This is a genomic window from Streptomyces sp. 7N604 (genome assembly GCF_052245475.1).
Taxonomy (GTDB): domain Bacteria; phylum Actinomycetota; class Actinomycetes; order Streptomycetales; family Streptomycetaceae; genus Streptomyces.
In genome coordinates, this window is record NZ_JBQQBX010000002.1 from 148,512 (window position 1) to 170,647 (window position 22,136).

General features: G+C 70.8%; 12 protein-coding genes and 1 pseudogene. 1 reads left to right on the forward strand and 12 read right to left on the reverse strand.

The genetic code is table 11. The features are described 5' to 3' along the window. Nucleotides 1–51 precede the first annotated feature (51 nt). Nucleotides 52–3,519, reverse strand: coding sequence for an NACHT domain-containing protein (locus ACTWP8_RS02910; protein ID WP_443320566.1), 3,468 nt, complete (start codon nucleotides 3,517–3,519; stop codon nucleotides 52–54). Between the two features lie 538 nt (nucleotides 3,520–4,057). Between ACTWP8_RS02910 and ACTWP8_RS02915 the strand changes: the two are divergent. Continuing rightward, a pseudogene (locus tag ACTWP8_RS02915) lies at nucleotides 4,058–4,459 on the forward strand (helix-turn-helix transcriptional regulator); the annotation flags it as partial. Between the two features lie 175 nt (nucleotides 4,460–4,634). On the opposite strand, the gene mmuM reads toward ACTWP8_RS02915, so the two are convergent. The 11 genes from mmuM to ACTWP8_RS02970 all read right to left on the reverse strand — a co-directional run bounded on the left by mmuM (nucleotide 4,635) and on the right by ACTWP8_RS02970 (nucleotide 22,133). After that, complete coding sequence (mmuM, locus tag ACTWP8_RS02920; protein ID WP_443320567.1) at nucleotides 4,635–5,546, reverse strand: homocysteine S-methyltransferase; 912 nt, start codon at nucleotides 5,544–5,546, stop codon at nucleotides 4,635–4,637. A gap of 87 nt (nucleotides 5,547–5,633) precedes the next feature. Continuing rightward, on the reverse strand, nucleotides 5,634–6,557 hold the full coding sequence (locus ACTWP8_RS02925; RefSeq protein WP_443314480.1) for an LLM class F420-dependent oxidoreductase: 924 nt from the start codon (nucleotides 6,555–6,557) through the stop codon (nucleotides 5,634–5,636). 19 nt (nucleotides 6,558–6,576) lie between these two features. After that, nucleotides 6,577–7,047 (reverse strand): DUF6099 family protein, encoded by a 471-nt coding sequence (locus ACTWP8_RS02930; protein WP_443320568.1) that lies wholly within the window; start codon nucleotides 7,045–7,047, stop codon nucleotides 6,577–6,579. 139 nt (nucleotides 7,048–7,186) lie between these two features. Continuing rightward, complete coding sequence (locus tag ACTWP8_RS02935; protein WP_443320707.1) at nucleotides 7,187–7,528, reverse strand: nucleotide pyrophosphohydrolase; 342 nt, start codon at nucleotides 7,526–7,528, stop codon at nucleotides 7,187–7,189. 157 nt (nucleotides 7,529–7,685) lie between these two features. Beyond that, nucleotides 7,686–8,939: an AAA family ATPase gene (locus tag ACTWP8_RS02940; RefSeq protein ID WP_443320569.1), complete on the reverse strand. Its 1,254-nt coding sequence runs from the start codon at nucleotides 8,937–8,939 to the stop codon at nucleotides 7,686–7,688. Between the two features lie 74 nt (nucleotides 8,940–9,013). After that, nucleotides 9,014–9,424, reverse strand: a complete 411-nt coding sequence (locus ACTWP8_RS02945; protein ID WP_443320570.1) for a cell division protein SepF — start codon at nucleotides 9,422–9,424, stop codon at nucleotides 9,014–9,016. Between the two features lie 181 nt (nucleotides 9,425–9,605). Then, on the reverse strand, nucleotides 9,606–10,256 hold the full coding sequence (locus ACTWP8_RS02950) for a hypothetical protein (protein ID WP_443320571.1): 651 nt from the start codon (nucleotides 10,254–10,256) through the stop codon (nucleotides 9,606–9,608). 306 nt (nucleotides 10,257–10,562) lie between these two features. After that, nucleotides 10,563–12,965: a phenylalanine--tRNA ligase subunit beta gene (gene pheT, locus ACTWP8_RS02955; RefSeq protein ID WP_443320572.1), complete on the reverse strand. Its 2,403-nt coding sequence runs from the start codon at nucleotides 12,963–12,965 to the stop codon at nucleotides 10,563–10,565. Between the two features lie 48 nt (nucleotides 12,966–13,013). Then, on the reverse strand, nucleotides 13,014–14,048 hold the full coding sequence (pheS, locus tag ACTWP8_RS02960) for a phenylalanine--tRNA ligase subunit alpha (protein WP_443314474.1): 1,035 nt from the start codon (nucleotides 14,046–14,048) through the stop codon (nucleotides 13,014–13,016). A gap of 153 nt (nucleotides 14,049–14,201) precedes the next feature. Continuing rightward, entirely contained in the window at nucleotides 14,202–15,674 is a 1,473-nt protein-coding gene (locus tag ACTWP8_RS02965; RefSeq protein ID WP_443320573.1) for a DHA2 family efflux MFS transporter permease subunit, read from the reverse strand. A 99-nt stretch (nucleotides 15,675–15,773) separates the two neighbouring features. Then, a complete protein-coding gene (locus tag ACTWP8_RS02970; RefSeq protein ID WP_443320574.1) occupies nucleotides 15,774–22,133 on the reverse strand; it encodes an SDR family NAD(P)-dependent oxidoreductase in 6,360 nt (2,119 codons plus the stop codon). Between the last annotated feature and the right edge of the window lie 3 nt (nucleotides 22,134–22,136).

A 22,136-nucleotide genomic window follows, 5' to 3' on the forward strand; every position in this document is an offset into this window, starting at 1 on the left:
GCCGGGCGGCAGGAGCGGTGTTGTAGACCATCGGGACTGGCCGGACGGCCGTCATGTGGCAGGCTGCCCTCGCTTTCCCATGAGCTCCCAAAACTCCCTCAGTTCCATGACATCCGTCTTTCTCTGCCACTTCGCCCTGCGAGCGAACAGAGATCGTGACAGCTGTGTTGCCTGCGCCCGGCAGAAGGCCGCGTTCAGTTCCACCCGGTGGCCCTCGAGGCCGGCGGGGGGATAGGGACATAGCTCGAAGGAGCAGTCGTCCCTGCAGTTCGACCCCGGTTGCGAGGTAGCTGTGCGGACCACCGTCCGGCTCGGGGCCAGAGGGCTGCGATCATGAGTGAGGCACGGTGGCAGATCCGGGCGGTCCGTGTGGTGCAGGCGCCGGAGCCGGTCTTTGGGCCAATCACCTCTCTCAGCGAGGTTGAGTAGCAGGAGCACGTCAGCCAGGAGCTGCCGGGCGCTCGGATGCAACGCGCTCCACCCCGTGGACGGCGGGATCCACAAGTGGTGTTTCCGTGATTCGCCCTGCGGGGCCGTCTCGGAGCCGACGTGAGCGACGACGCCACTCTCGTCGATCCACATGAACCGTTCGGGCCGTCGGGTTTCAAGGGTCCAGACCGAGAGCTCGGCGGCCGCCTCGACAAAGGGGTGCTGTCGCTCCCCGTCCGGCAGTGCGAGCCATTGCCGTACCTGTTCCGCCGGATCCGAACCGTGCCCACGCTCGGGTGGTGGCACGTGAGGACCGTCCGGCAGCGCCCAAAGGGTCAGGGCATGCAGGAGCGTGAGCCGGGAGAACCAGAACCGCGTGCGCTTGAGCATTTCCCATGCCTGCTCGGTGAGGTACTCCCGTGCCGCCGGACGGGCGTGCGGGTGGCGGTGCCGTCGGTTGGCCGCGTACTTGAAACCCTGTGCGAGGGCCACTTCCACGGTCAGGTCCAGGCTCCCCCCATGGTTCTCTCCGCCTGCGCCCACTCGTTGCACCCAGCTTTCGAGGAACGCGAATGGCGTGTCGTGGTGACGTTTGGTGGTGACCGAGCCCACGAGCAGCGGGATGAGCCAGGCGCAGAGGATATTGTTGCGGAATGTCCGCTCCTCGGCGTCGCGCTCTTCACACTCACGTCTAAGTTCTTCGTCCCGCTTCTCCTCCTGTTCCTTCAGCTCCCTCTTCTGGCGCACGATCCTTCCCTCCACCCGGGAAGGGTTTTCGCTGCGCATCTCTGCCTCGATGTCCTGCTGCTGCTCTTCCCAGAGCGTCCCTTGCCAGTCTTTCTCGCGCTTCACCGGCTGATCGTCGGCTTCCTCAGGCCCGCGGAGGCAGGGATGCAGCGCGGCAAAGGCGACGTCACCGCCGGCTCCGATCTCCTGCGCGATGGCCACCCGGATCGCGTACGACGGTTCAAGGCTGGCGATCGTGAAGAGCTCCTTATAGGCGGGATTGCTGGTTCCCCTTCGGGCGAGACCGCGCAGCGCGTCCCCGAAACGTCTCACCAACAGCGCTTTGGCCGTCTGCAAGGTGTGCGTATCCCGAGCTCGCAGGTCCGGCCAGCACTCGAGTAGCTCCCATGCGATCGCCTTTTGCTTCGACTGCACGTCCACGCTGTCGATCTCCAGCGCAGCCGTGTACAGCTCAAGGGCCTTGCTGTGGTGGCTCTGGCTCAGGCGGAGTGGGTTGTCGGAGCCGTGCGGTTCTTGCCCATCCGTCTGCCGTTTCCCCGCCTTCCGCGCCCGGCTGGCGGCGTTGACGAGAATGTCCCGTGCACCGGAGACCGGGCACCACGCTTCCCCACCGCCGAGTGTCCCTTCGCCCGTGGGTGTCTGCTCGTGGGTGCACGACCCATTGAGGGTTCGGGAGTAGAGAACCATGGCGATCAGCAGTTCACGCCCCGGGTCCTCGAGCGCTCCCGGGAAGTACGTGCCGTGCTCTGCCCTTTCCGGCACATTCTGGTGGATCACGGCATTCATGAACCGCGCTCCGAGGTGTGCCTGCATGATGCTGTGCTGGAAGCGGACACGGTCACCGCGGATCTCCACCAGCCCCATCTGGGCGCCCCAGGTCGCGGCGAGGCGAATGTCGAGCTTGCTTCCTTTGAGTCTGCTTTTGAGTTCTCGGCAGATCTCCGCGTAGGGCGGCTTCTGAGGCTCGTCGTATTCCGTCGGCTGCGTTGGCTTCTTCGACGGACTGTATCCATCCACGAGGTCGGCGAACTTGACCTCCGACGCGTCGTTTGCGAGTCCGACACACGCCAATGCCGAGAGGTATTCGATCGTCACCCGCCGTTCCTCCTGGCTCAGCGTGAGCTCCGGGTGGAAGCGGCCGATGATGAGTGCTTTGATCCAGGTGTCGAGCAGGTTGAATCTCAGCGCTGCCTGATCGCCACCACGTGTCTCCACCGCCTCGTCCGCGGATCCGGGCAAGGCATGTTCCAGTAGCCTTTCTCGATGGAGGTCGCTGGCGATCTGTAGATACATGGGTGCCTCGGCGATGCCGGCCGTCTCGACGATCCAGTCCAGTCGCTGCCGGTCCTCCCAGCCGACGCCGTATGCGATGTAGCTGAGCGCCGCCTCTTCGCTCAGCGGTTCGAGATCGGTGACAGACGCTTCCATCCCCCTGAGGGAATCGTGCGGCCGTGATGCAATGATCAGCGGGAGCTCTTCATCGTTGGCCCGGCGGATGGCAAGCCGGATGACAGTGGCGCGTTCCTCAGCCAGGTCTCCGTCGGTCATTGCCTCCTCGAGACCATCGGCCAGCACGACAATCCGCCCTTGCTGGCATAGTCGCCGCCACACCTTCTCTCCTTCGCTACTCGAGCGCAGGTCGGCCTGCACCTCTCTGCAGAAGCGGTCGAAGGCCAGTTGATGGAAGTCAAGATCTGTTCCGGCGTCGCGCAAGCGGAGTGGAATGGGAACGGCGTGGTGCGCGGCGAGCTTCTCCGTGAGTAGGACCATCAGTGCCGTCTTGCCGGTACCGACTCCGCCGACGACCACGTGTGTCCGCCGGAACTGGCGATCCCGCAGATCTTCCATGAGGACAGAACACAGTTGGTCGCGGCCGACCACGTTCCCGAAGATGCTGCCCGCTGTCTCTACGAGTTCGTGCGGCTTCCGATGCGCCTTGCGTAGATAGGACTTTCGCACCCGAGTGAAGCGAAAGATCAGATACGTGACGGTGGCCAGTGCGAGGGTGAGGAGCGGCATAAAGATCGTTGAGAGAATTCCACAGGACAGGCCGTGGTTCTGACATCGATCCTCCGCATCGGAAAGGATCGACCAGAGTCCCGTCTCGGGTTCGTCAATGACCGTGACCAGGGCCACGCCTGCCAGGGCAAGCAGAATGACGGCACCGCAGATCGTCAGGACGACGGCGGGGACGCGCAAGCCTCTCTTGGGTACCCGCCACTTTCGCGACTGGTCGAAGCCCTTCCCCATCACCCGACGGGTGTGGAGGTCCCTGCGGATACGGGTCAGCCACCGCAGGAGACGTGGCTTACCAGCGGCACCAGAATATTCGGAAGCGGCCATGCCGACGATCACCTGGGGTCTTCGATGAATTTTAGCGGCGCTCTGGAGACCTCCTGTCACTGCTTCCTCAACGTCGCATCCCTTACTTCAAACCTCTTGCAATTCACTCCGAAGATTGACCCCGAATGACCCACCTTGGGCACAAGGAGTCGGCACGGTGGCCGGATCCGCAGGCCCGGATGAGCCCGAGGGCACCGGTAGAGGAGAGATGAGGGATGTCTCATGGGGCCATAAGGCCATGCGCCAGCCTCGGTGTGGCGAGCGGCCTGTAGTGATGACCCATCCGAAGACGATGGAGGCGATCGAGCGGGCGGCGGGCCACGGGCTGTCCGTCGGGCTCGTGACCAACGGCTCCCGGGTGTTCCCAGAACTCGGAGCCCGGCTGAAGCAGGCCGCCCCCTATGTCCGCTTCAGCCTCGACGCGTCCAACCCGGAACTGCACGTCCAGATGCACCAGCGCGACGACCACCACAAGATCATGGCGAACTTGCACGCGCTCGCCGAGGCGCCGGGGGACTGCACCGTCGGAACGGGCCCGCTGCTGCTGTACATCCTGCGCGCCTGGTGGCTGCGCGAGCGGCTCGGCGGCGGCCCTCCTACGGGCTGGTCGGCGGCATTGTCGGACCCGGCGTTCGGCGCCGCGCTGCGCGCGATCCATGGCGATCCGGAGCACCCGTGGACGGTTCAGTCGCTGGGGGCGCGCGGCGGCCTGTCGCGGGCGCCGTTCGCCCGGCGGTTCACCGCACTGGTGGGCCGCTCCCCGCTCGTGTACCTGACGTGGTGGCGCATGACGATCGCGGGCCGCCTGCTGCGCGAGGAGGACCTGCCGATGCGCACGGTCGCCCAACGCGCGGGCCACGCCTCGGAGTTCGCTTTCGCCAAGGCGTTCAAAAGGGAATACGGGGTGGCCCCGGGCCAGCACCGGCGCCGGGCCGGGTAGGGCTTCTCGTCAAGGGTGAGGTCGTTCGCCCGAAGGGCGGGCCGCGCGGGGTCTGGTGCATGCGACAGCGACGCGGGCACCGGAATGTCCTCGTACGTGGCTACGAGGACATTCAGCAAGCGGCATGGGGTGCGTACCAGGCATCGCCCGCAGGCGGCACGTTTGACGACAGGCCCTAACCCCTGAGCTGCCGCACCAGTTCGGCGATCCGGTCCGGGCCCACGCGGCAGCAGCCGCCGATGAGGCGGGCGCCCGCGGCTCGCCAGTCCCGTGCCCGGGACGGGTCGTATGTGGACCCGCCACGCCAGCAACGGGCCCGCTCGTCCCACGTTTCCCCGCCGTTGGGGTAGACGACGACCGGCCTGCCGGTGATCTCCGCGGCGATCTCCACCGCGCGGTCCGCGTCGCGCGGGTCGCAGCAGTTGACGCCCGCCGCGATCACCTGGTCGTGGTCCGCGGCGAGTGCGAGGGCCTGCTCCAGCGGCTGTCCCGCGCGGGTGGCCTCGCCCGCGATGGTGTACGACAGCCAGACCGGCACCCCGGTTCCCTCGACCGCGCGCAGCAGCGCCTCCGCCTCGTCCGCATCCGGCACGGTCTCCAGGGCGAGCACATCCGGCTCCGCGCCGCAGAGCGCCTCGATCCGCGGGCGGTGGAAGCGCTCCAGCTCGCGCACGCTCAGCCCGTAACGGCCGCGGTACTCGCTGCCGTCGGCGAGCATCGCGCCGTAGGGGCCGACGGAGGCCGCCACCCATACGTCGTCCGGCACGGCCTCCGCGGCCTGCCGGGCCAGCTCGACGCTGCGCCGCAGCAGCGCGGTTGTCTGCTCCCGCCCCAGTCCCCGCCGGGCGAAGCCCTCGTACGTCGCCTGGTAACCGGCCGTGATGAGCACCCGCGCGCCCGCCCGCACATACGCCGTGTGCGCCGCCTCGATCTGCTCGGGGGCGTCGGCCAGCAGCCGTGCCGACCAGAGCGCGTCGGACAGGTCGCACCCCTGGTCGGCAAGCTGGTTGGACAGCCCGCCGTCCAGCACGACCGGCCCTTCGCCGAGGGCGGAGGCCAGCGGCACGGCGGGGGTGTGGACGGGCATCTCGGTGCTCCTCAGACGCTTTTCAGGTGCTCCTCGGGTTCCTCTCCGCAGACGAACCGGTGCGTCGGGCGAGTTCGCCGCGGTGCGTCAGCCGAGCTGGGTCTGCACCTGGGAGGAGATCAGCTCCAGGTGATCCAGGTCGTCGAGGTCCAGGACCTGGAGGTAGATCCGGGAGGAGCCTGTCCCGGCGTAGCGGCCGATCTTGTCGACGACCTCCGCCGGTGAGCCCGCGAGCCCGTGCTCCTTCAGCTCGTCCACGTCGCGGCCGATGGCCGCGGCCCGGCGTGCGACCTCGGCGTCGTCCTTGCCGACGCAGACGACCAGCGCGTTGGAGTACACGAGGTCATCGCCGCTGCGGCCGATCGCCTCGGCGGCGGCCCGTACCCGCCCGAACTGCTGCTCGCTGTCCTCCACGGACGCGAACGGCATGTTGAACTCGTCGGCGTACCGCGCGGTCAGCCGCGGCGTACGGGTCGCGCCCTGCCCGCCTATCAGCACCGGCACCTTGGACTGCGCGGGCTTCGGCAGCGCCGGGGAGTTCTCGAGCTGGTAGTACTCGCCGTCGAAGGTGAAGGTCTTGCCCACCTCCGTCTCCCACAGACCGGTGACGATCGCCAGTTGCTCCTCCAGCCGCGCGAACTTCTCCTTGGGGAAGGGAATGCCGTACGCACGGTGCTCCTCCTGGAACCAACCCGCGCCCAGGCCCAGTTCGACCCGGCCTCCGGACATCTGGTCGACCTGGGCGACCTGGATGGCCAGGACGCCGGGCAGCCGGAAGGTCGCCGCGGTCATCAGCGTGCCCAGCCGGATCCGGCGCGTCTCCCGGGCGAGCCCGGCCAGCGTGATCCAGGCGTCGGTGGGCCCCGGGAGACCCTCGGCCGATCCCATGTGCAGGTAGTGATCGGAGCGGAAGAAGGCGTCGAACCCGAGGTCCTCGGTGGCCTTGGCGACCGCGAGCAGGGTGTCGTAGCCCGCCCCTTGCTGGGGCTCGGTGAAGATTCGAAGATCCATGGCTCCATCCTGCACCTCCTCACGACGACTCCGCCGCGGAGTCCGGCTGCAGGCGCTCGCGGGCCGCCAGCTGCCGCAGCAGCCCGCGCACCCGGTCGCTGGACTCGTCGGCGGCGTCGATGGCCTCGATGCACTGCCAGTAGAGCGTCTCCTCGTCCGCCGCGCAGGCCACCCCGACCAGCGCTATGCCCACTTCTCCGAGCAGCCCGCCGAGCACGATCAGCACGCTCCGCGGATCCTGCACCGCGGACAGCTGCGCCGCCCGCGCGCGGGCGGACCCGTGCCGGTGCAGCGCCCCGCACGCTCTGCCACCCGCCTCGCTCAGCCCGCGCGCCTCCGACCGCAGCTCGAGTGGGCCGTTGGCCGCGAGGTGGCTGCCCACGGCCTGGGCAAGCGCCTGTGCCTGCCACGCCTCGGCCACGATCTCCTCGGCCGCCAGCGAATGGGCCAGGGCATGCCGAGTGGCCCCGATCAACCGAACCGCATCCATCCGCGCGTCCCCCTTACGCTCTGTGCGGCTACCGGCCGGGAGCTGTCACCCGACCACTACCCAGCGTGATGGACAACGGCCAGAAAAGCTAGGGGGATTCCGAATTTTGTGGACAACTGTGCCTCAGCCGACGCCTCGCTCACTCCAAAGAGTGACGACCGGGGCGCTTACTCTCCGGAATCGGAAAGCGCCGCTCGTTCCGGTCGATCTTCTCCGACAGGGCCGCGAGCGCGTCGACCCCCAACACCTCGCAGAACTGCAGCAGATACGCCAGCACGTCCGCGACCTCGTCGGTCACCCGGTGCGCCGTCCCCGGATCCTCCATCACCCGCGCCGACTCCTCGGGCGTCAGCCACTGGAAGATCTCCACCAGTTCCGACGCCTCGACGCTCAGCGCCGCGGCCAGGTTCTTCGGGGTGTGGTACGGCTGCCAGTCGCGCGCCGCCGCGAACGCGGCCAGCCTGCGCTGCAGCGACAGCACGTCATCGGGTCCTGTCTCATGGACCGGCTCACAGGCCGTCTCATGGGCGGTCTCGCGGACGGTCTCCTGGGAGGAGTCGGCGGAGTCGGCGGAGTCGGCGGAGTCGGCGGAGCCGGACGAATCAGCGGAGTCAGCGGAATCAGGGGAGTCAGGGGAGTCAGCGGCCTCGTTCACACCCAAGGTCTACCACCGACACCCCCTCCACCCCCGCGGCGCTGCCCCCGTCCTGCACCGCCCCGACCAGCCGCACATGCCCCCGCTCCCCCATCTGTACGGCCAGCGTGAGCAGTTCCCGCGCCTGCCGCCGGTCCAGGCAGCGGTCCAGGCCGTCCGCGAGGACCGTGAGCGCCTGACGGGCGGGCAGCACCTCGGCGGCCGGGTCCATCTCCAGTACACCGGGCCCGGTCAGCAGCACCAGCGCCAGGGCCAGATACCGCAACTCCCCGTCCCCCAGCCGCCCGACGGGCGTGACACCGAGCGCTCCCCGGTCCAGCACAGCCCGTACGGTCCCGTCGCCCAGTTCCTCGGCCGCCAGGTCCTCCACCGCTCCCGCGCACGCCGTACGGCACGCCGCGACCAGGGCGGCGTGCCGGGTCGTGCACTCCGCGCGGGTCCGCCGCAGCACCTCCGCCAGATTGCCGCAGCCGGCCTGCAGCCTCCCCTCCCCCACCGGGACAGGCGCCCGCATCCGGTCCGGCCGCGGGTCGCAGACGAAGGCCGAGCGGAGCGCCACGACGGCCTGTTCCGCGGCGTCCAGCACCATGCGCTGGCCGGCGGTCTTGCCCGCGACCCGCAGCGGCAGCAGCGCCGTACCCAGCCGGTCGTCCGGCAGCGGCGCCCGCGTCACCGGAACGGAGCCCGCGGTGTGCCAGGCGGCCTGCACGGTACGCCGCCCGGGGTCGCGCAGCGCGGTGGACAGCAGCACCTGCCCGTTGCCCGTCAACCGCTCGCCCACCACGCGGAGTTCGGGTTCGACCTGGACGGCGACATCGAGACGTACCTCGCCCGCAGGCCCTTCCACCGTGCAGCCGATCCGGATCCCGCGCCGCCCCTGGGCATCCGGCCGCGCCCGCTCGGGTACGCATGCCGCGGCGTCCGGGAACACCTCGCCGAGGGACGCGCCGCCGCCGAGCCGCGAGAGTGCCGCGTACGCCTCCAGTGCGCTGGACTTGCCACTGCCGCTGGGCCCGGCGAGGACGGTCAGCGGGGTGAGCGGGAAGGCGGCGCCACGGTGCGACTTGTAGGAGGAGAGCCGCAGTTCGGTCACCGCAGGGCGGTCCCCCGCGACCGCGGGGGTTCCGGGAACACCAACCGCGGCGGTTCCGGGAACGGCGGGCGTGGCGACGGTGGTGGTCGTGGTGCAGGCGGCGGGGGCTGTGGCCGTCCCTGCGCCCAGGCGGGTTGCGTCCATGAGCGGACCGTACGCAGCCGCCGGTCAGCCGAACCGTTCCACCGCCCCGGTCTTCCTACGATCGGGCTACCCGATCAGTCGACAGCTCCCGCCGCCGCCCCCAGCCGGGGCTGCTCGACCTCGGTACCGGCCGGGGTCAGCAGGAAGACGTTCGTGTCGACGCGGTGCATCCGCGCGCTCAGGCCGAAGGTGACACCGCTGGAGAAGTCCAGGACGCGCTTGGCGACGTCCGCCTCCGCGCCCGTGAGGTCCAGCAGCACCGGCACCTGCCCCATCAGATACTCGGCGACCTGCCGGGCGTCGGAAAAGCACTGCACCCTGAGAACGACGAAGCGCCGCGCATCCCGCTCGTTCCCCTCGTCCGGCCGCCCCCGGCCGGGGAGCGTGGGCTCGCCCGGCCAGGACGGCCAGGCGTCGCCGCCGCGCAGCGGTACGACATCGGCAAGCCCCTCCCACTGCTCATCGGTGACGTCATGCCTGCTCACCAGACCTCCCCGCGGATGAGCTCGCTGAGTATCCCCATCCACCCAACCCTAGTGACAGCCCCCCGGAGATCGGGCGGAGCGACACAAGTCGCGCACCCAGGTGTGACATTGGCCATCCAGCGGCGGTGGGGGCGGGCGGCGTGGCCGTCCCGCCCCCACATACGAGGTCCTTCTCCGGTGCCTACTCCTCGCAGTTCGTGAGGGACTTGGCCTTGACCTGTACCTTGCCCGACTCGGCCTTCTTGAGTTCGAGCTCGACGTCCTCGATGTCGACATCCTCGATGTCGATGGCGTTGTTCACCGCTATCTGGCCGAAGGCCGCCTGAAGGTTCTCCAGGCCCCCCGAGCCGCCGAGAAGCGCGGCCAGGCCCTCGCCTGCCGAGGCCAGCTGCGAGTTGAACGGCTGGAGGTCGACGTTCGGGTTGGCCTTCGCCCATGCCTCGGGCGTCTTCCCGTCGAGCGACTTGAGCGTGACCTTCGGCGCCTCGTCACCGCCCAACTCGATGTCCTCGATCCCCACCGCGGCCTTGTCGGACGGGAGCGCGCGCAGGGCGTCGTCGAGGTTCTGCAAACTGTCCGGCTCAGCCCCGACCAGTGCCATCAGCCCGGCCAACTGCCCGTCCAGCTGTGCGGGGTCCACGACGCCGCCCTTCTGCGCCTTGGCGGCCACCTCGGACGACTTCGCGTCCAGGGGCGAGCACGCGCTGGAGGACGACTCGCCGTCCTGCCCTGCCATGGCCGCACCGGTGGCGACGACTCCTGTGATCAGAGCCGCGCCCGCCAGTCCGGTGACCATGAAACGACGCTTGTTGGTCCGCCTTGCTCGAGACATGCGTACACCTCGCAGATGAAGGAAAACAGGACGCGGGAGCCGTCCTTCGGCCAGCGGGCCACGGCCGTTGCGCGCCGAGGCATCCCGCTGTCCCCCACAAGATGACCTCACCCGTCCGTCGGTCTCTCCCGGTTGCGATACCGAGCGGCCTCGGGACCCTGGAGGATGCTCGCCGCGGTGTCGCGCCGGTAAGTACGGAACTGACGCGGATATGACTCAGCGCTCGTCGTACTCATCCGCAAAGATGGCGCTTTTCCCGTCCGGTCGTTGGTACCGGCAGGCCCGCGCCGCGGTCCCGGTACGCGTCTACCGCAGGCTGAGTTCCCGGCTGTCGAGGAAGCGGAGGAAGCCTGCGCGGAACTCCTCGAGGTCCTCGCCGGACAGGGTGCGCTCGGGGTGGGCCAGCCAGTAGCGGAACGTGTAGCTGCCGATCCCCGGTTCCAGCCCCTTGCCCTTGTAGCTCAGCAGGAACTCGCGCCGCTGCACGAGCGGGTGGCCGAACTCGTCCAGGGTCCGCTCCAGACCGGCGTACGTCCCGGCCACCGGCCAGAGCACGGAGAAGTCCTGGCGGGAATCCGGGTACACCGAGAACGGCCGGTACTGCTCCGTGGCGTAGAGCGGTCCGGTCAGCCGGTCGATGTCGAGCTCGAACCAGACGGCCTGCCGCTGCGGGGTCACCGTGTCCAGGATCGGGCCGTACAGCACACCGGCCGTACCGACCGGCCCGGAGTCGTCGCTGAGCACCGCGGTGAGGTCCGGCACCCGCCAGGGCGCCTCGCCCTCGCCCACCTTGTCCGGCTCGGCGCGCAGCGTGCCCCGGCCGATGGTGCGCACCACCGCCTCCAGCGCTCCCTTGACCTCGCGGTAGTGGTCCTCCAGCGCCACGCCCCGGCTCGGCCGCACGCTGACCCCGGCGAGCCGGCTGACCTCCTCGTGCCGCCCGTCCCCGACCAGGATCACCCGGCCGATCTCGAACACGGCGTACTCGTCGCTGTTGCCGAGGTTGTCCTGGGCGACCTTGAAAAGATTGGGCAGCAGGGTGGTGCGCAGCCGGGCCTTCTCGGGTGCGATCGGGTTGCGCAGCCGCAGCACCTCGCCCGGATCGAAGCCGATCCGGCTCAGCCAGTCGTCATCGGTCCACAGATACGTCTGCATCTCGGCGAAGCCATGGGCGCCGGCGAGGATGCGCCGTGCCTTGTGTTCCCGCCGGATGGCCGGGTTGGGGTCGACCGGCTCCAGCCGTGCCTCCGGCAGCCGTGGCTCGATCTCGCCGTAGCCGTAGACCCGGAGCACCTCCTCGACGACATCGGCCGGGATCGCGATGTCCTGCTCGCCGCGGAACGCCGGTACGCCGACGACCAGCCGGCCGTCCTTCCTGCTCGTGGTGAAGTCGAGCGCGGTGAGGATCGCGTCGACCTGGGCGTCGGAGATGTCCGCCCCTGCGCAGCGCTGTACGTGCCCGGCGTCCATCTCGACGGTGCGGACGCGGTCCCGCAGGTCCCCGCGGACCGTGAACCGGCTCGTCGCTTCCGGGCGGGCGCCCGCCTCGTCGAGCAGTCGCACGATCCGGCCGGTCGCCAGGCGGGTCACGGACGGCGGCTGGTTCTTCTCGAAGCGCTGGCCGGCGTCGGTGCGCAGGCCGAGACGCATCGACGTACGCCGCACCCGGGCAGCCCGGAAGTTGGCGCTTTCGAGAAGGACCCGCCGGGTGCCGGGGCTGACGCCGGAGTCCAGGCCGCCCATGATCCCGGCGAGGCCCACCGGACCCGCATCACCCCAGATGAGCAGGTCATCCGCGACCAGGCTGCGCTCCTGGTCGTCCAGGGTCCGGAAGGTGGCGGCCCCGTGGGCCGGCGCGACACGCAGCGAGCCGACCCGGTCCCGGTCGTACGCGTGGGTGGGCTGGCCCAGTTCCAGCATCACGTAGTTGGTGAGGTCGACCAGCACGTTGAAGGTGCGCTGCCCGAGCACGTGCAGCCGGGCCTGGATTTCCAGCGGGGACGCGGCGTTGTCGGCCACGTCCACCGCGAGCGCCGTGACGACCGGGCAGTCCTCGCCGCCCTCGTTGGTGACCGGGAACTCCGGCAGCGCGTCGTAGGCGGCCAGGTCCGTGACGTCGAGCCGGCGCAGCGGCTGGTGCAGGATCGCGGCCAGTTCCCGGGCGAAGCCGTAGTGGCCCCACAGGTCGGGCCGGTGGGTGAGGCTCTTGTTGTCGATCTCCACGAGCACGTCGCGCAGCGGGATCCACTTCGACAGCGGCGTGCCGGGCTCGCTGCCCGGCGGGCACCGGAGCACGGTGTCGGACGCGGTGCCCAGGCCGATGTCGGAGGGCGAGCAGAGCATCCCCTCGCTCGTACGGCCGCCGACCCGGGCGGCTTCGAGCCGTCCGGCGGGCAGTTCTGCGCCCACCGGCGCGTAGGCCGCGAGCATGCCCTCGGCGACGTCGACGGCCGAAGTGACCGTGGTGTGCGGGCCGGTGCCGGTGCCGGTGTCGACGGTGACGGCACGCAGACCCGGCGAGCCGTCAGTGGCGGGTGCGATCTGCTCCACGGCGGTGATGCGGGCGACCACGGCACTGTCGGCCCGGTTCGTCACCACGTCGAAACCCTCGACCTCCGCCGTGGCGAGGGTGAGCCGGTCGGCGACGGCCTCGGGCGTCAGCCCGCCCAGGTCGACGTAGTCGGAGAGCCAGTTCAGGGAGATCTTCATGCGTCCGGTTCACTCGTCTCGGTTCGGCGCGGTGGAGCAGGCGGCTGGTCAGACGGTCGCGGGGAACTGCTCGTAGAAGCGGATGTCGCCCGCCCCGAACAGCCGGATGTCCGGGATGCCGAACTTCATCATCGCCAGTCGGGTGAGCCCGAGGCCGAACGCGAAACCGCTGTGCACCTCGGGATCGATCCCGCCGGCCTTCAGCACGTTGGGGTGCACCATGCCGCAGGGCATCAGCTCCACCCAGCCGGTGCGCTTGCAGACGCGGCAGCCGGAGCCTTCACAGATCAGGCAGCCGAGGTCCAGCTCGAAGCCGGGCTCCACGAACGGGAAGTAACCGGGCCTCAGCCGCACGGTGACGTCCCGCTCGAACACCTTGGCCAGCAGCGCCTTCATGACGCCGAGCACCGTCGCCACCGTCACATCGGTGTCCACCATGAGTCCCTCGCACTGGTGGAACGTGGTCTCGTGGGAGGCGTCGGTGGACTCGTACCGGAAACAGCGTCCGGGGAAGATCGCCCGGAGCGGCGCGCCGTAGCGGCGCATCGAACGCACCTGGGTCGCGGAGGTGTGGGTGCGCAGCAGCGACCCGTTGTCCAGCCAGAACGTGTCGTGCATGTCCCGGGCCGGGTGGTCGGCGGGGGTGTTCAGCGCGTCGAAGTTGTAGAACTCCTCCTCGACTTCGTAGCCCGCCTCGACCATGAATCCCATGCCGCGGAAGATGTCCTCGAGGAACATCTGGATGAACGCCACCGGGTGGACGCTGCCGGTGCGGTCGGTGGTGCCCGGCATGGTGAGGTCGACCAGACCACGGCGGCGCTCGCGGGCGGCCTGCGTCTCGGCGCGTTTGCGCGCGGCGCTGATCTCCGCTTCCGCGAACGACTTCAGACTGCCGATGGTCTGCCCCACCGAGCGCCGCTCCTCGGCGGACAGGGCGCTGAAGTCGGTTCCCCGCATGACACCGGTGATCAGGCCCTTCTGCCCGAGGTACTTGACCCGGACGTCCTCGACCTGCGGCGGGGAGCCTGCGGATGCCAGGTCATCGACTAATTCACGCCGCAGCGCGTCCGCATCTACAGTCATCGGCCCTTCCCGATCGAGCAGCGCTGTTCATGTGTGAGGACTTCATGCTCTCGCAACGAGGCGAAGCCGACGCATACTTTACCGGCGGCCCCGGAGCGCCACCGAGCGACCCCGGTCCGTGTCGGTCCGGGGTCGCGGGGCGCCGATGCGGCGTCAGTCCGCTTCGGCATACGTCTGGTTGGTCTCCGCCGCACCTTCCGCCGCGGCGTCGTCCTGCTGCGGGGTCTTCCGCAGAACGGCGAGGGTGACCGGGATCGCGAGGACGACGAGGGCCGCGGCGACCAGGTGGGCGAGGTGATAGCCCGAGTTGAGTGCCGCGTCGGCCGATTCGCCCGCGGCGGTACGGCCGGAGGTGCGCCCGGTGGCGATGCTGGTCAGCACCGCGAGGCCGACCGCTCCGCCCACCTGGTAGCTGGTGGCGAGCAGCCCCGAGGTCAGGCCCGAGTCGCTCTCGGTCGCATCGGACATGGCCATGGCCATCAGACTGGGGAAGCCCAGCCCGCCGCCGAGCCCGAACAGGATCATGGCGGGCAGGACGTCGACCGCGTAGCTGCCGTCCGCCGGGGTCCGGGCGTAGAGCAGCAGGCAGAGGGTGATCAGGCCGAGGCTCGTCACGAGCGTGGTGCGCAGGCCGAAGCGCAGGGAGAACGGGCCGGACAGCCGCAGCGCGGTCACCCCCATGGTGAGGGCCGCGGGCAGGAAGCCGAGGCCGACCTGGAACGGGTCGAATTCCAGGACCTGTTGCAGGTACAAGGCGCCGAAGAAGAACACCCCGAACATCCCGGCCACCAGCAGCAGCTCGATGATGTTCGCCCCGCTGACGTTCCGGGAGCGGAAGAGCCGCAGCGGCATCAGCGGGTTGGCGATGAGCCGCTGGCGCACCAGGAATCCGGCCACCAGGGCGATGGCCGCCGCGCCCAGACCCAGCGTCCGCGCCGACAGCCAGCCCCACGTGCCGACCTCGAGGATGGTGTGGACGCCGAGCATCAGACCGGCGGTGAGCAGCGCGGCGCCGAGGACGTCGGCGCGCTGCCCCCGACCGATGCCCTCGGGGTTGGCGACATAGCGCACGGCCAGCGCCGCGGTCGCCACGCCGACCGGCAGGTTGATCAGGAAGACCCAGTGCCAGTTCAGGGCGGAGGTCAGGGAACCACCGGCGAGCAGGCCGATGGAACCGCCCGATGCGGTGATGAACCCGTAGACGCCGATCGCCTTGGCCTGTTCCCGGGGCTCGGGGAACAGCGTCACGATCATGCCGAGGATCACCGCGGAGGTCAGCGCACCGCCCACGCCCTGGGCGAACCGGGAGGCGATCAGCATGAGCTGGTTCTGCGCGACGGCGCACAGCAGCGACGCGACCGTGAACACGGTCAGCCCGGTGAGGAAGATGCGCCGTTTGCCGATCAGGTCACCGAGCCGGCCCGCCAGCAGCAGCAGGCCGCCGAAGGCGATCAGGTACGCGTTGACGATCCAGGCGAGGTCGCTCTGGGAGAAGTCCAGGTCCTGCCGGATCGAGGGCAGCGCGACGTTCACGATCGTCGCGTCGAGCAGGATCATGAGCTCGCCCACGCAGAGCACGTACAGCGCGGTCCAGCGTGAACGGTCGGTTCCAGCCTGGTCGGTCATGCAGATGTCTCCTAGGTATACGCGGAGCGTGTCGCATGCGGCGGGCTGCTCCCGTGACCCGTGAGGGGCGGGGCCGGGGGGAGAGCCGCAGCACACGCGCTAGCTCTCGGTGCCGAAGCCGACTTCCTCAAGGGCCAGCAGCAGTTCGTCCTGGTCGATGTCGGCCACGTCGGCGTCCGCGTCACCGGTCAGCAGTTGGCGCAGGGTGGTCTCACAGCGGTCGAGCCAGCGTTCGACGTCCGCCGTCGCGTGCACCTCGGGCGAGTATTTGACGGCGAATTCCAGCTGCCCGCCGCTCACCTGTGCCGCGATGTCGATCAGGTAGTGACGCTCCGCGTCCGGGCTCTGTTCCGCCCCGAGCGAGCCGGGCACGGTCGTCAGCAGCGCATCCGTCTCCTCGGAACTGTCGAAGACCCCGAGGTAGTTGAAGCTCACCTGCCTCTCCGGCAGCGACCGCAACGGGTGGCCGGGCGGGCAGGCGTCCAGGTAGCGCAGCATGCCCCATTCCAGGTCGCGCCCGCGCAGCTCGTTCGTCGCCCGGCGTACGCGCTGCAGCGCCTCGGCGGGAGCGGCGCAGCCGGCCATGTCCAGGCACAGCGGGGCGATCGAGGTGAACCAGCCGACCGTACGGGAGAGGTCCACCGGCATGTCCCGCTGCAGCCGTCCGTGCCCTTCCACGTCGAGCGTCACCGCGTCGGCGCCCATCCACTCGGCGAGACTCCAGCCGACCGCCGTCAGCAGCACCTCGTTCACGCTGGCGTCGGCCAGTCGGCCGAGGGTGTCGGACGGCACCGTGCGGTTCAGAATCTCCGTATCCGCCTCGCGCAGCGGCTCGGCCGGTGCCGGTGTGCCGGGCAGCGTGCCCGAGGGCCGGTCCAGCCGGGCGAGCCAGGCGTCGGCCAGGGCACGGCCGTCGACCTGCTGGGCCCGCCGGGCCACCCTGCGGGCCCAGTCCATGAACCCAAGGGTCCTGGCCGGGAGTGTCGTTCCGGCGCCATCGGACGCACCTCGCTGTGCGTCGAGCAGGAGACGCAGATCCTCCTCGATGATCCGCCAGGACACCCCGTCGACGGCCGCGTGGTGGATCACCACCACCAGGTGTGCGTACGGCCGGTCGGTGAAACGCAGGAGGGCCGCGCGCACCACAGGCCCTTGACCGGGGTTCACCCCGCGGTGCAGCCCGCTCTCGATCCCGTCGGCCCGCGGACCTTCCTTGCAGCTGTCGGCGCTCAGGTCGTGGACCTCGAACCGCAGGCTGTCCGCGGCCGCCTCCCCGGTGGTCAGCCGCAGGCCCTCCGGCTCCTCGACCAGGCGCAGCCGCAGCGCGTCGTGGTGCCCGACCAGCTCGGCCAACGCGGCTTCCACCTGGGCCGGTTCGAGGCCGCCGTCCAGCTGATAGCGCATGCTCATGGTGAGGTGGTCGCGCACCGCGGGCTGCTCGGCCTTCTCCAGCCACCAGGCGAAGACCGGCGGCAGCGGGACCGGCGTCGTCGAGTCCCCGGCCTCGTCGTCCAGCGGGACCTCGTCCAGCCGGTCGTGGTCGGCGAGGTGCGTGAGCAGGGCGCCGACCGTCTTGTGCTCGAACAGGTCGAGCGGGCTGAACGTGAAGCCGCGCTCGGCGGCGCGGGCGACCACCTGGATGGCCCGGATGGAATCGCCGCCGCTGGCGAAGAAGTTGTCCTCCTCGCTCAGTTCCGGGCGCGCCAGCACATCGCGGAAGACCGCCAGCAGCGACGCGGTGTGCGATACGGAGACGGCGGAGGTACGGCGGGCGGCGGTGCGTACGCAGCGCACGCTCGCCGGGGGCAGGTCGAGCAGCTCCGCGACCTCCGCGGGGTCGTCCACGCTGTCGGCCTCCACCGCGTACCGGACGGTGTCGAAGGGCAGCAGCCCGGCCACCGCGTCGCCCGCGGCGGACAGACCGATCAGCGTGCGCTGTTCCTCGGAGTCGAGGGCCAGGTGCAGCGAGGCCAGGCCCTGTGCGGGCGTCAGGGCGGCGAAGCCGCGCCGCTCGGCGAGCCCGACCAGGGTGGACGGGGCGCCTGCCGCCATGCCCACCTGCTTCCACATGCTCCAGTCGAGGCAGATGTTCTCGCGGCCGCCGCGCCGGCCGCTCCACGCCGAATATGCCGCCTGATACGCGCAGGCACCGGCGTAGTCGGTGAATCCGGCACCGCCGAAGAAGCCGTTGACCGAACTGAACGTCACCAGCGAGGTGCTGCGGTCCCGCAGGACCGCGTCCAGCGTGTGGCACAGCCGGATCCGGTCGGCCGCACGGCGGCGCAGCCGGTCCGAATCCGCCTGCCCCGGCGAGGTCAGCGCATCGAGCTGTTCCGCCACCGAGCCCTCACCGACCAGGTTGAACACCGCGTCGAGCGGGCCGCCCCACTCCTTCTCCGCGGCCTCCACCGCGGCACGCAGCGCGTCCGGATCCGTGGCGTCGAGTGCCTCGTAACGGATCTCGCTCCCCCCGCCGGACCCGGCCTGATCGGACAGGTAGGCCAGGGTCTGCGCGCGGGGATCGCCGTCCTCGGCCGGGCTGCGCCCGACCACCAGCAGCCTGGCGCCGAACTGCCGCAGGAGGTGCCGGCACAGGTGGGCACCGACGCCACCGAGACCGCCGACCACCAGGTACGACGCGCCTTCGCGCAGCACGCGTCGCGGCGTGGCCGGGATCGAGGGCGCGGGCAGCGGCCGCAGGGCGCGGACGAGGCGAACACCGTCGCGGTAGGCGACCTGGGTGTGGCCCCGTACGGCGCTCTCGGTGAGCAGCGCGTCGTCCGGCGCACCGTCCACCAGCGCGATCCGCAGCTGCGGATGGGACTGGCCCAGGCTCTCCGCCACGCCCGGCAGCGCGGCGTACGCGATGCTCGGCTCGGTGCCGGTGACCACGGCCGCGGCGCGGGTGGCGAAGGTGATGGCGGGTGGTGCGGGCAGTTGGGCCGCGGCCCGGCAGAGCGCGTCCCATGCGGTGTGGGCCTCGGACAGCGCGCGGACGGCGCTGTCCGCGTCCTCGCGGGTCGCCGCCGTACGCCAACTCGCCTCGACCACCGCGTCCAGCCCGCCCAGCCGCTCCGTGGCGGCGGCCAGCAGGGCGGCCGTATCGCCGTCGTGACCGGCGCGGTAGCGGGCGCGGCCGCCGGCGTCGAAGCCGTCGAACGGGGCACCGCTGGTGGCGGCCAGGGCCGCCCCGGCGGGAGCCTGTTCGCCCAGCCACAGCACGCGCGCGGCGCCGGCCGGTGCCGCCGCGGCGGGCTCCCAGTGCGGTACGAAGTGCCAGGCGGGCACCGACACGCGCTCGCCCAGGCCGCTGTCGCGCCGCAGGGCGATCCGCTCGGCGAACTCCCCCGCCAGGAAGCCCTGGGCCAGCGGCTGACGGCGGATCTTGCCGATCGCGGTGCGCGGCCACTGCTCCGGGTCCAGCTCGACCAGTGCGACCGGACGGAGGTTGTGCTCGGAGATCAGTGCCGCTTCGACCGCGGCGGCGTCGGCGCTCGCACCCGCGGCCGAGCTGTAGAAGACGACCAGGTCGTCGGTGACCGCGTCGGCCGGTCGGACCGAGACGGCCGCGCAGCACCCCTGGCGGATGCCGGGAACGGCCTCGATGGTGTTCTCCAGCGCCCGCGCCGCGTAGTTCAGGCCGTTGACGATGATGACGTCCTTCTCGCGGCCCGTCACCACGAGGCTGCCGTCCACCATGAAGCCGCAGTCGCCCATGCGCAGCCAGCCGTCGTCGGTGAACGTCTCGGCGTCGGCCTTCGGGTTGCGGTAGTAGCCGTCCATGATCTGCGGTCCGCGGACCTCGATCCGGCCGCTCACACCCTCCGGGCAGACCCGCCCACCGGCGTCCACGACGCGCATCGAGATCCCGGCCATGGGCCCGCCGACCTCCGCGAACGGGCTGCCCTCGCCCGGCAGGGCACGCTCCACCGGGGAGTCCAGCGCGGTGTCGCTCAGCCAGTGCACGTAGTCCTGCCGTCCGGCGACCAGGTTGTGGGCGCCGATGATGGCCGAACTGGTCTCCGTCATGCCGAACACCGGCTTGATGACGTCCGGGCGCAGGCCGTGCGGCGCCAGCAGCGCCAGGAAGCGCTGGTTGCCTTCGTGGGTGACCGCCTCGCCGCCGTTCTCCCACACCTTGATCGCGCTGAGGTCCCAGCTGCCCTGCGCGATCTTCTCGGCCTGCTCGTTGATGAGGTTGAAGCCGAAGTTGGCCATCCAGGTGATGGTGACCCGGTGCTTGTCGCACAGGTCGAGCAGACGGGTCGGCTCGGCCAGCGCGTAGCCGGTGTCCACGTGAATCTGGTCGTGGGCGAGGCAGAGGTCCCGCATGTGGTGCTGCACCAGGCCGCCGACGTGGTCGACCGCCAGCCAGTTCAGTGAGGTCTCGCCGTCGAGGCCGAACTCGCCCCGGATCGCCTCGGCCAGGGATACGAGGTTGCGGTGCGAGAGCGCGACGCCCTTGGGGGCTCCGGTGCTTCCGGAGGTCAGCAGCATGAGTGCGGGCGGGCGCGGGGTCCAGTCCGCCGCGGGGAGCGGATCGTACGCCTGCGCGGCCTCCAGCGTCAGCATTCCGGCGCTCAGCCCGCGCTTGTCCAATACCGGTGCGGTGGCGTCCCGTTGGGCCTCGGTCGTGAGGATGGCCCGGCCGGTCAGCATCGTGTCAGGTCCGAGCAGGTGCCACAGGGGGTTGCTCGCGGCGTCGTACGGGGTGGCAGGAGTGAGCGGCACCGGCAGCACGCCGAGCAGGATGCAGGCCCAGATACCGGTGAACAGGTCCGCGGGGCGCGGGCAGTGGACGATCAGCTCGCTGCCCGGTGCGACGCCCTGCTCGCGCAGGTACGCGGCGACCCGGGCCGCCCCGGTCAGCAGTGCGCGGTACGACAGCGGCTGCTCGTCGCCCTCGGCGTCGATCAGCAGCAGGCCGCGGCCGGTCCCGGCCGCCCGCTGCAGCCGGGCGATGAGGTCGCCGGGCGGGGGCGCGAGTTCGGGACCCGTCGCTTCGGCGAGCCGGGTGCCCGGGTAATGGCCGCCGCCCGCGGCGAACCCGTCCGGCAGCGGCAGGCCGTCGGTCTCGGCCCGGACCGGTACGGCGCGCAGGCGTACGGGGGTGTCGCGGTCACCGGTCAGGGCGCGCTCGGTGTGCTCGAGCAGCCAGTCGTCCGGCGGCGCCGCGGCGGAAAGGCGGGCCAGGTCCACCTCGCCGTCAGCGTCGCGCGGCAGTGCGGGCAGGGTGGTCACGCCGAGCGGCGCGGCCCAGGCGGGCAGCGCGGCGGTGAGCCGTTCGACCGTGTCGGGGCCGGTGGCACTGCCAGGGGCGCTGCCCGCTGCGCACAGCACCAGGCGGGCACGGTCGCTGTCCGGATCGCGGGCCAGGAGTGCGGCGTTGGTGAGGCCCGCCGTGGCCAGCAGGCGTGCGACCGGCGCCGGTGCCAGGCGGCGGCCGGCGAAGCGGAGCGGATCCAGCTCGCGCAGGTCGAACTCGATGCTGCCGTCACTGCGCTTACGGGCACGGTAGTCGGTCACCCAGGTCCGCTCGCCGGGCTCGGTCCGCACCGCCTCGGCAACGGAGTCCACCGTGTCGCCGATGACCGGCAGCCGGCCGGCCAGGGCCAGCCGGCCCCAGGCGTTGGCCGGCAGCGGCCGGCCGGCCGGGTTGCAGATGCGGTGCCGTCCGTACACCCTTCCGCGCACGCTGCGTTCGCCGCCGGACGGCTGCGGGCGGGTGGCGGCGAGCACGAAGTGGTCGCCGAAGCCGTGGTGGTGCTGCTCGGCCGGTGGCAGCCGGTCCGGGCAGCCGCTGCCCCAGCTCAGCCAGGCGGCGTAGGCGCCGGGCCCGGTCAGCGCCGGGGCACCGGTGAACCGTACGGCCGGGCAGGCCAGCAGGGCGCTGGGATCGGCGGCGGCTGTGGTGTCCGCCGCGCGCAGCGAAAGCCGGTCCACCCCTGCCAGCCAGGCGCCCACGACCAGCGGCAGCCAGGCGTCCACCCGCCAGTCGGCGAGCAACTGCACCGCGGCCGGTGTCTCGGCCGGCAGTGCCAGCCGGCCGAGGCTGCCGAGCGGATGGGCCACGCAGCCCACCAGCGTCTCCGAGACCACGAGCGCGGTGTCCACGCAGGTCGCCTCGTACGGATGCACCCGCACACTGCCGTGCGCCGCGAGCAGTTCAAGACGTGCGGGCGCATCAGCAGGACCCACCCACGGCGTCGCCCCGGCCAGCCAGGCGGCCAGGCAGCCGATCACGGTGTGGACGGGCTCCGCGGCAGCCACCGTGACCAGTTCGCCCGGCCGGACCTCGCGGTCCCCCAAGTCCGCGGCGAGACCGGCGATCCGGTCGGCCAGCGCGTCACCGCTGTGCTCGTCGACGACCGGGGCGTCACCACGGGTACGCAACCGGGCCAGGACTCGTCCGGCCAGTTCAGCGGCGTCGGTGACCTCTTCGAACGGGTTGGGCTGCACGGC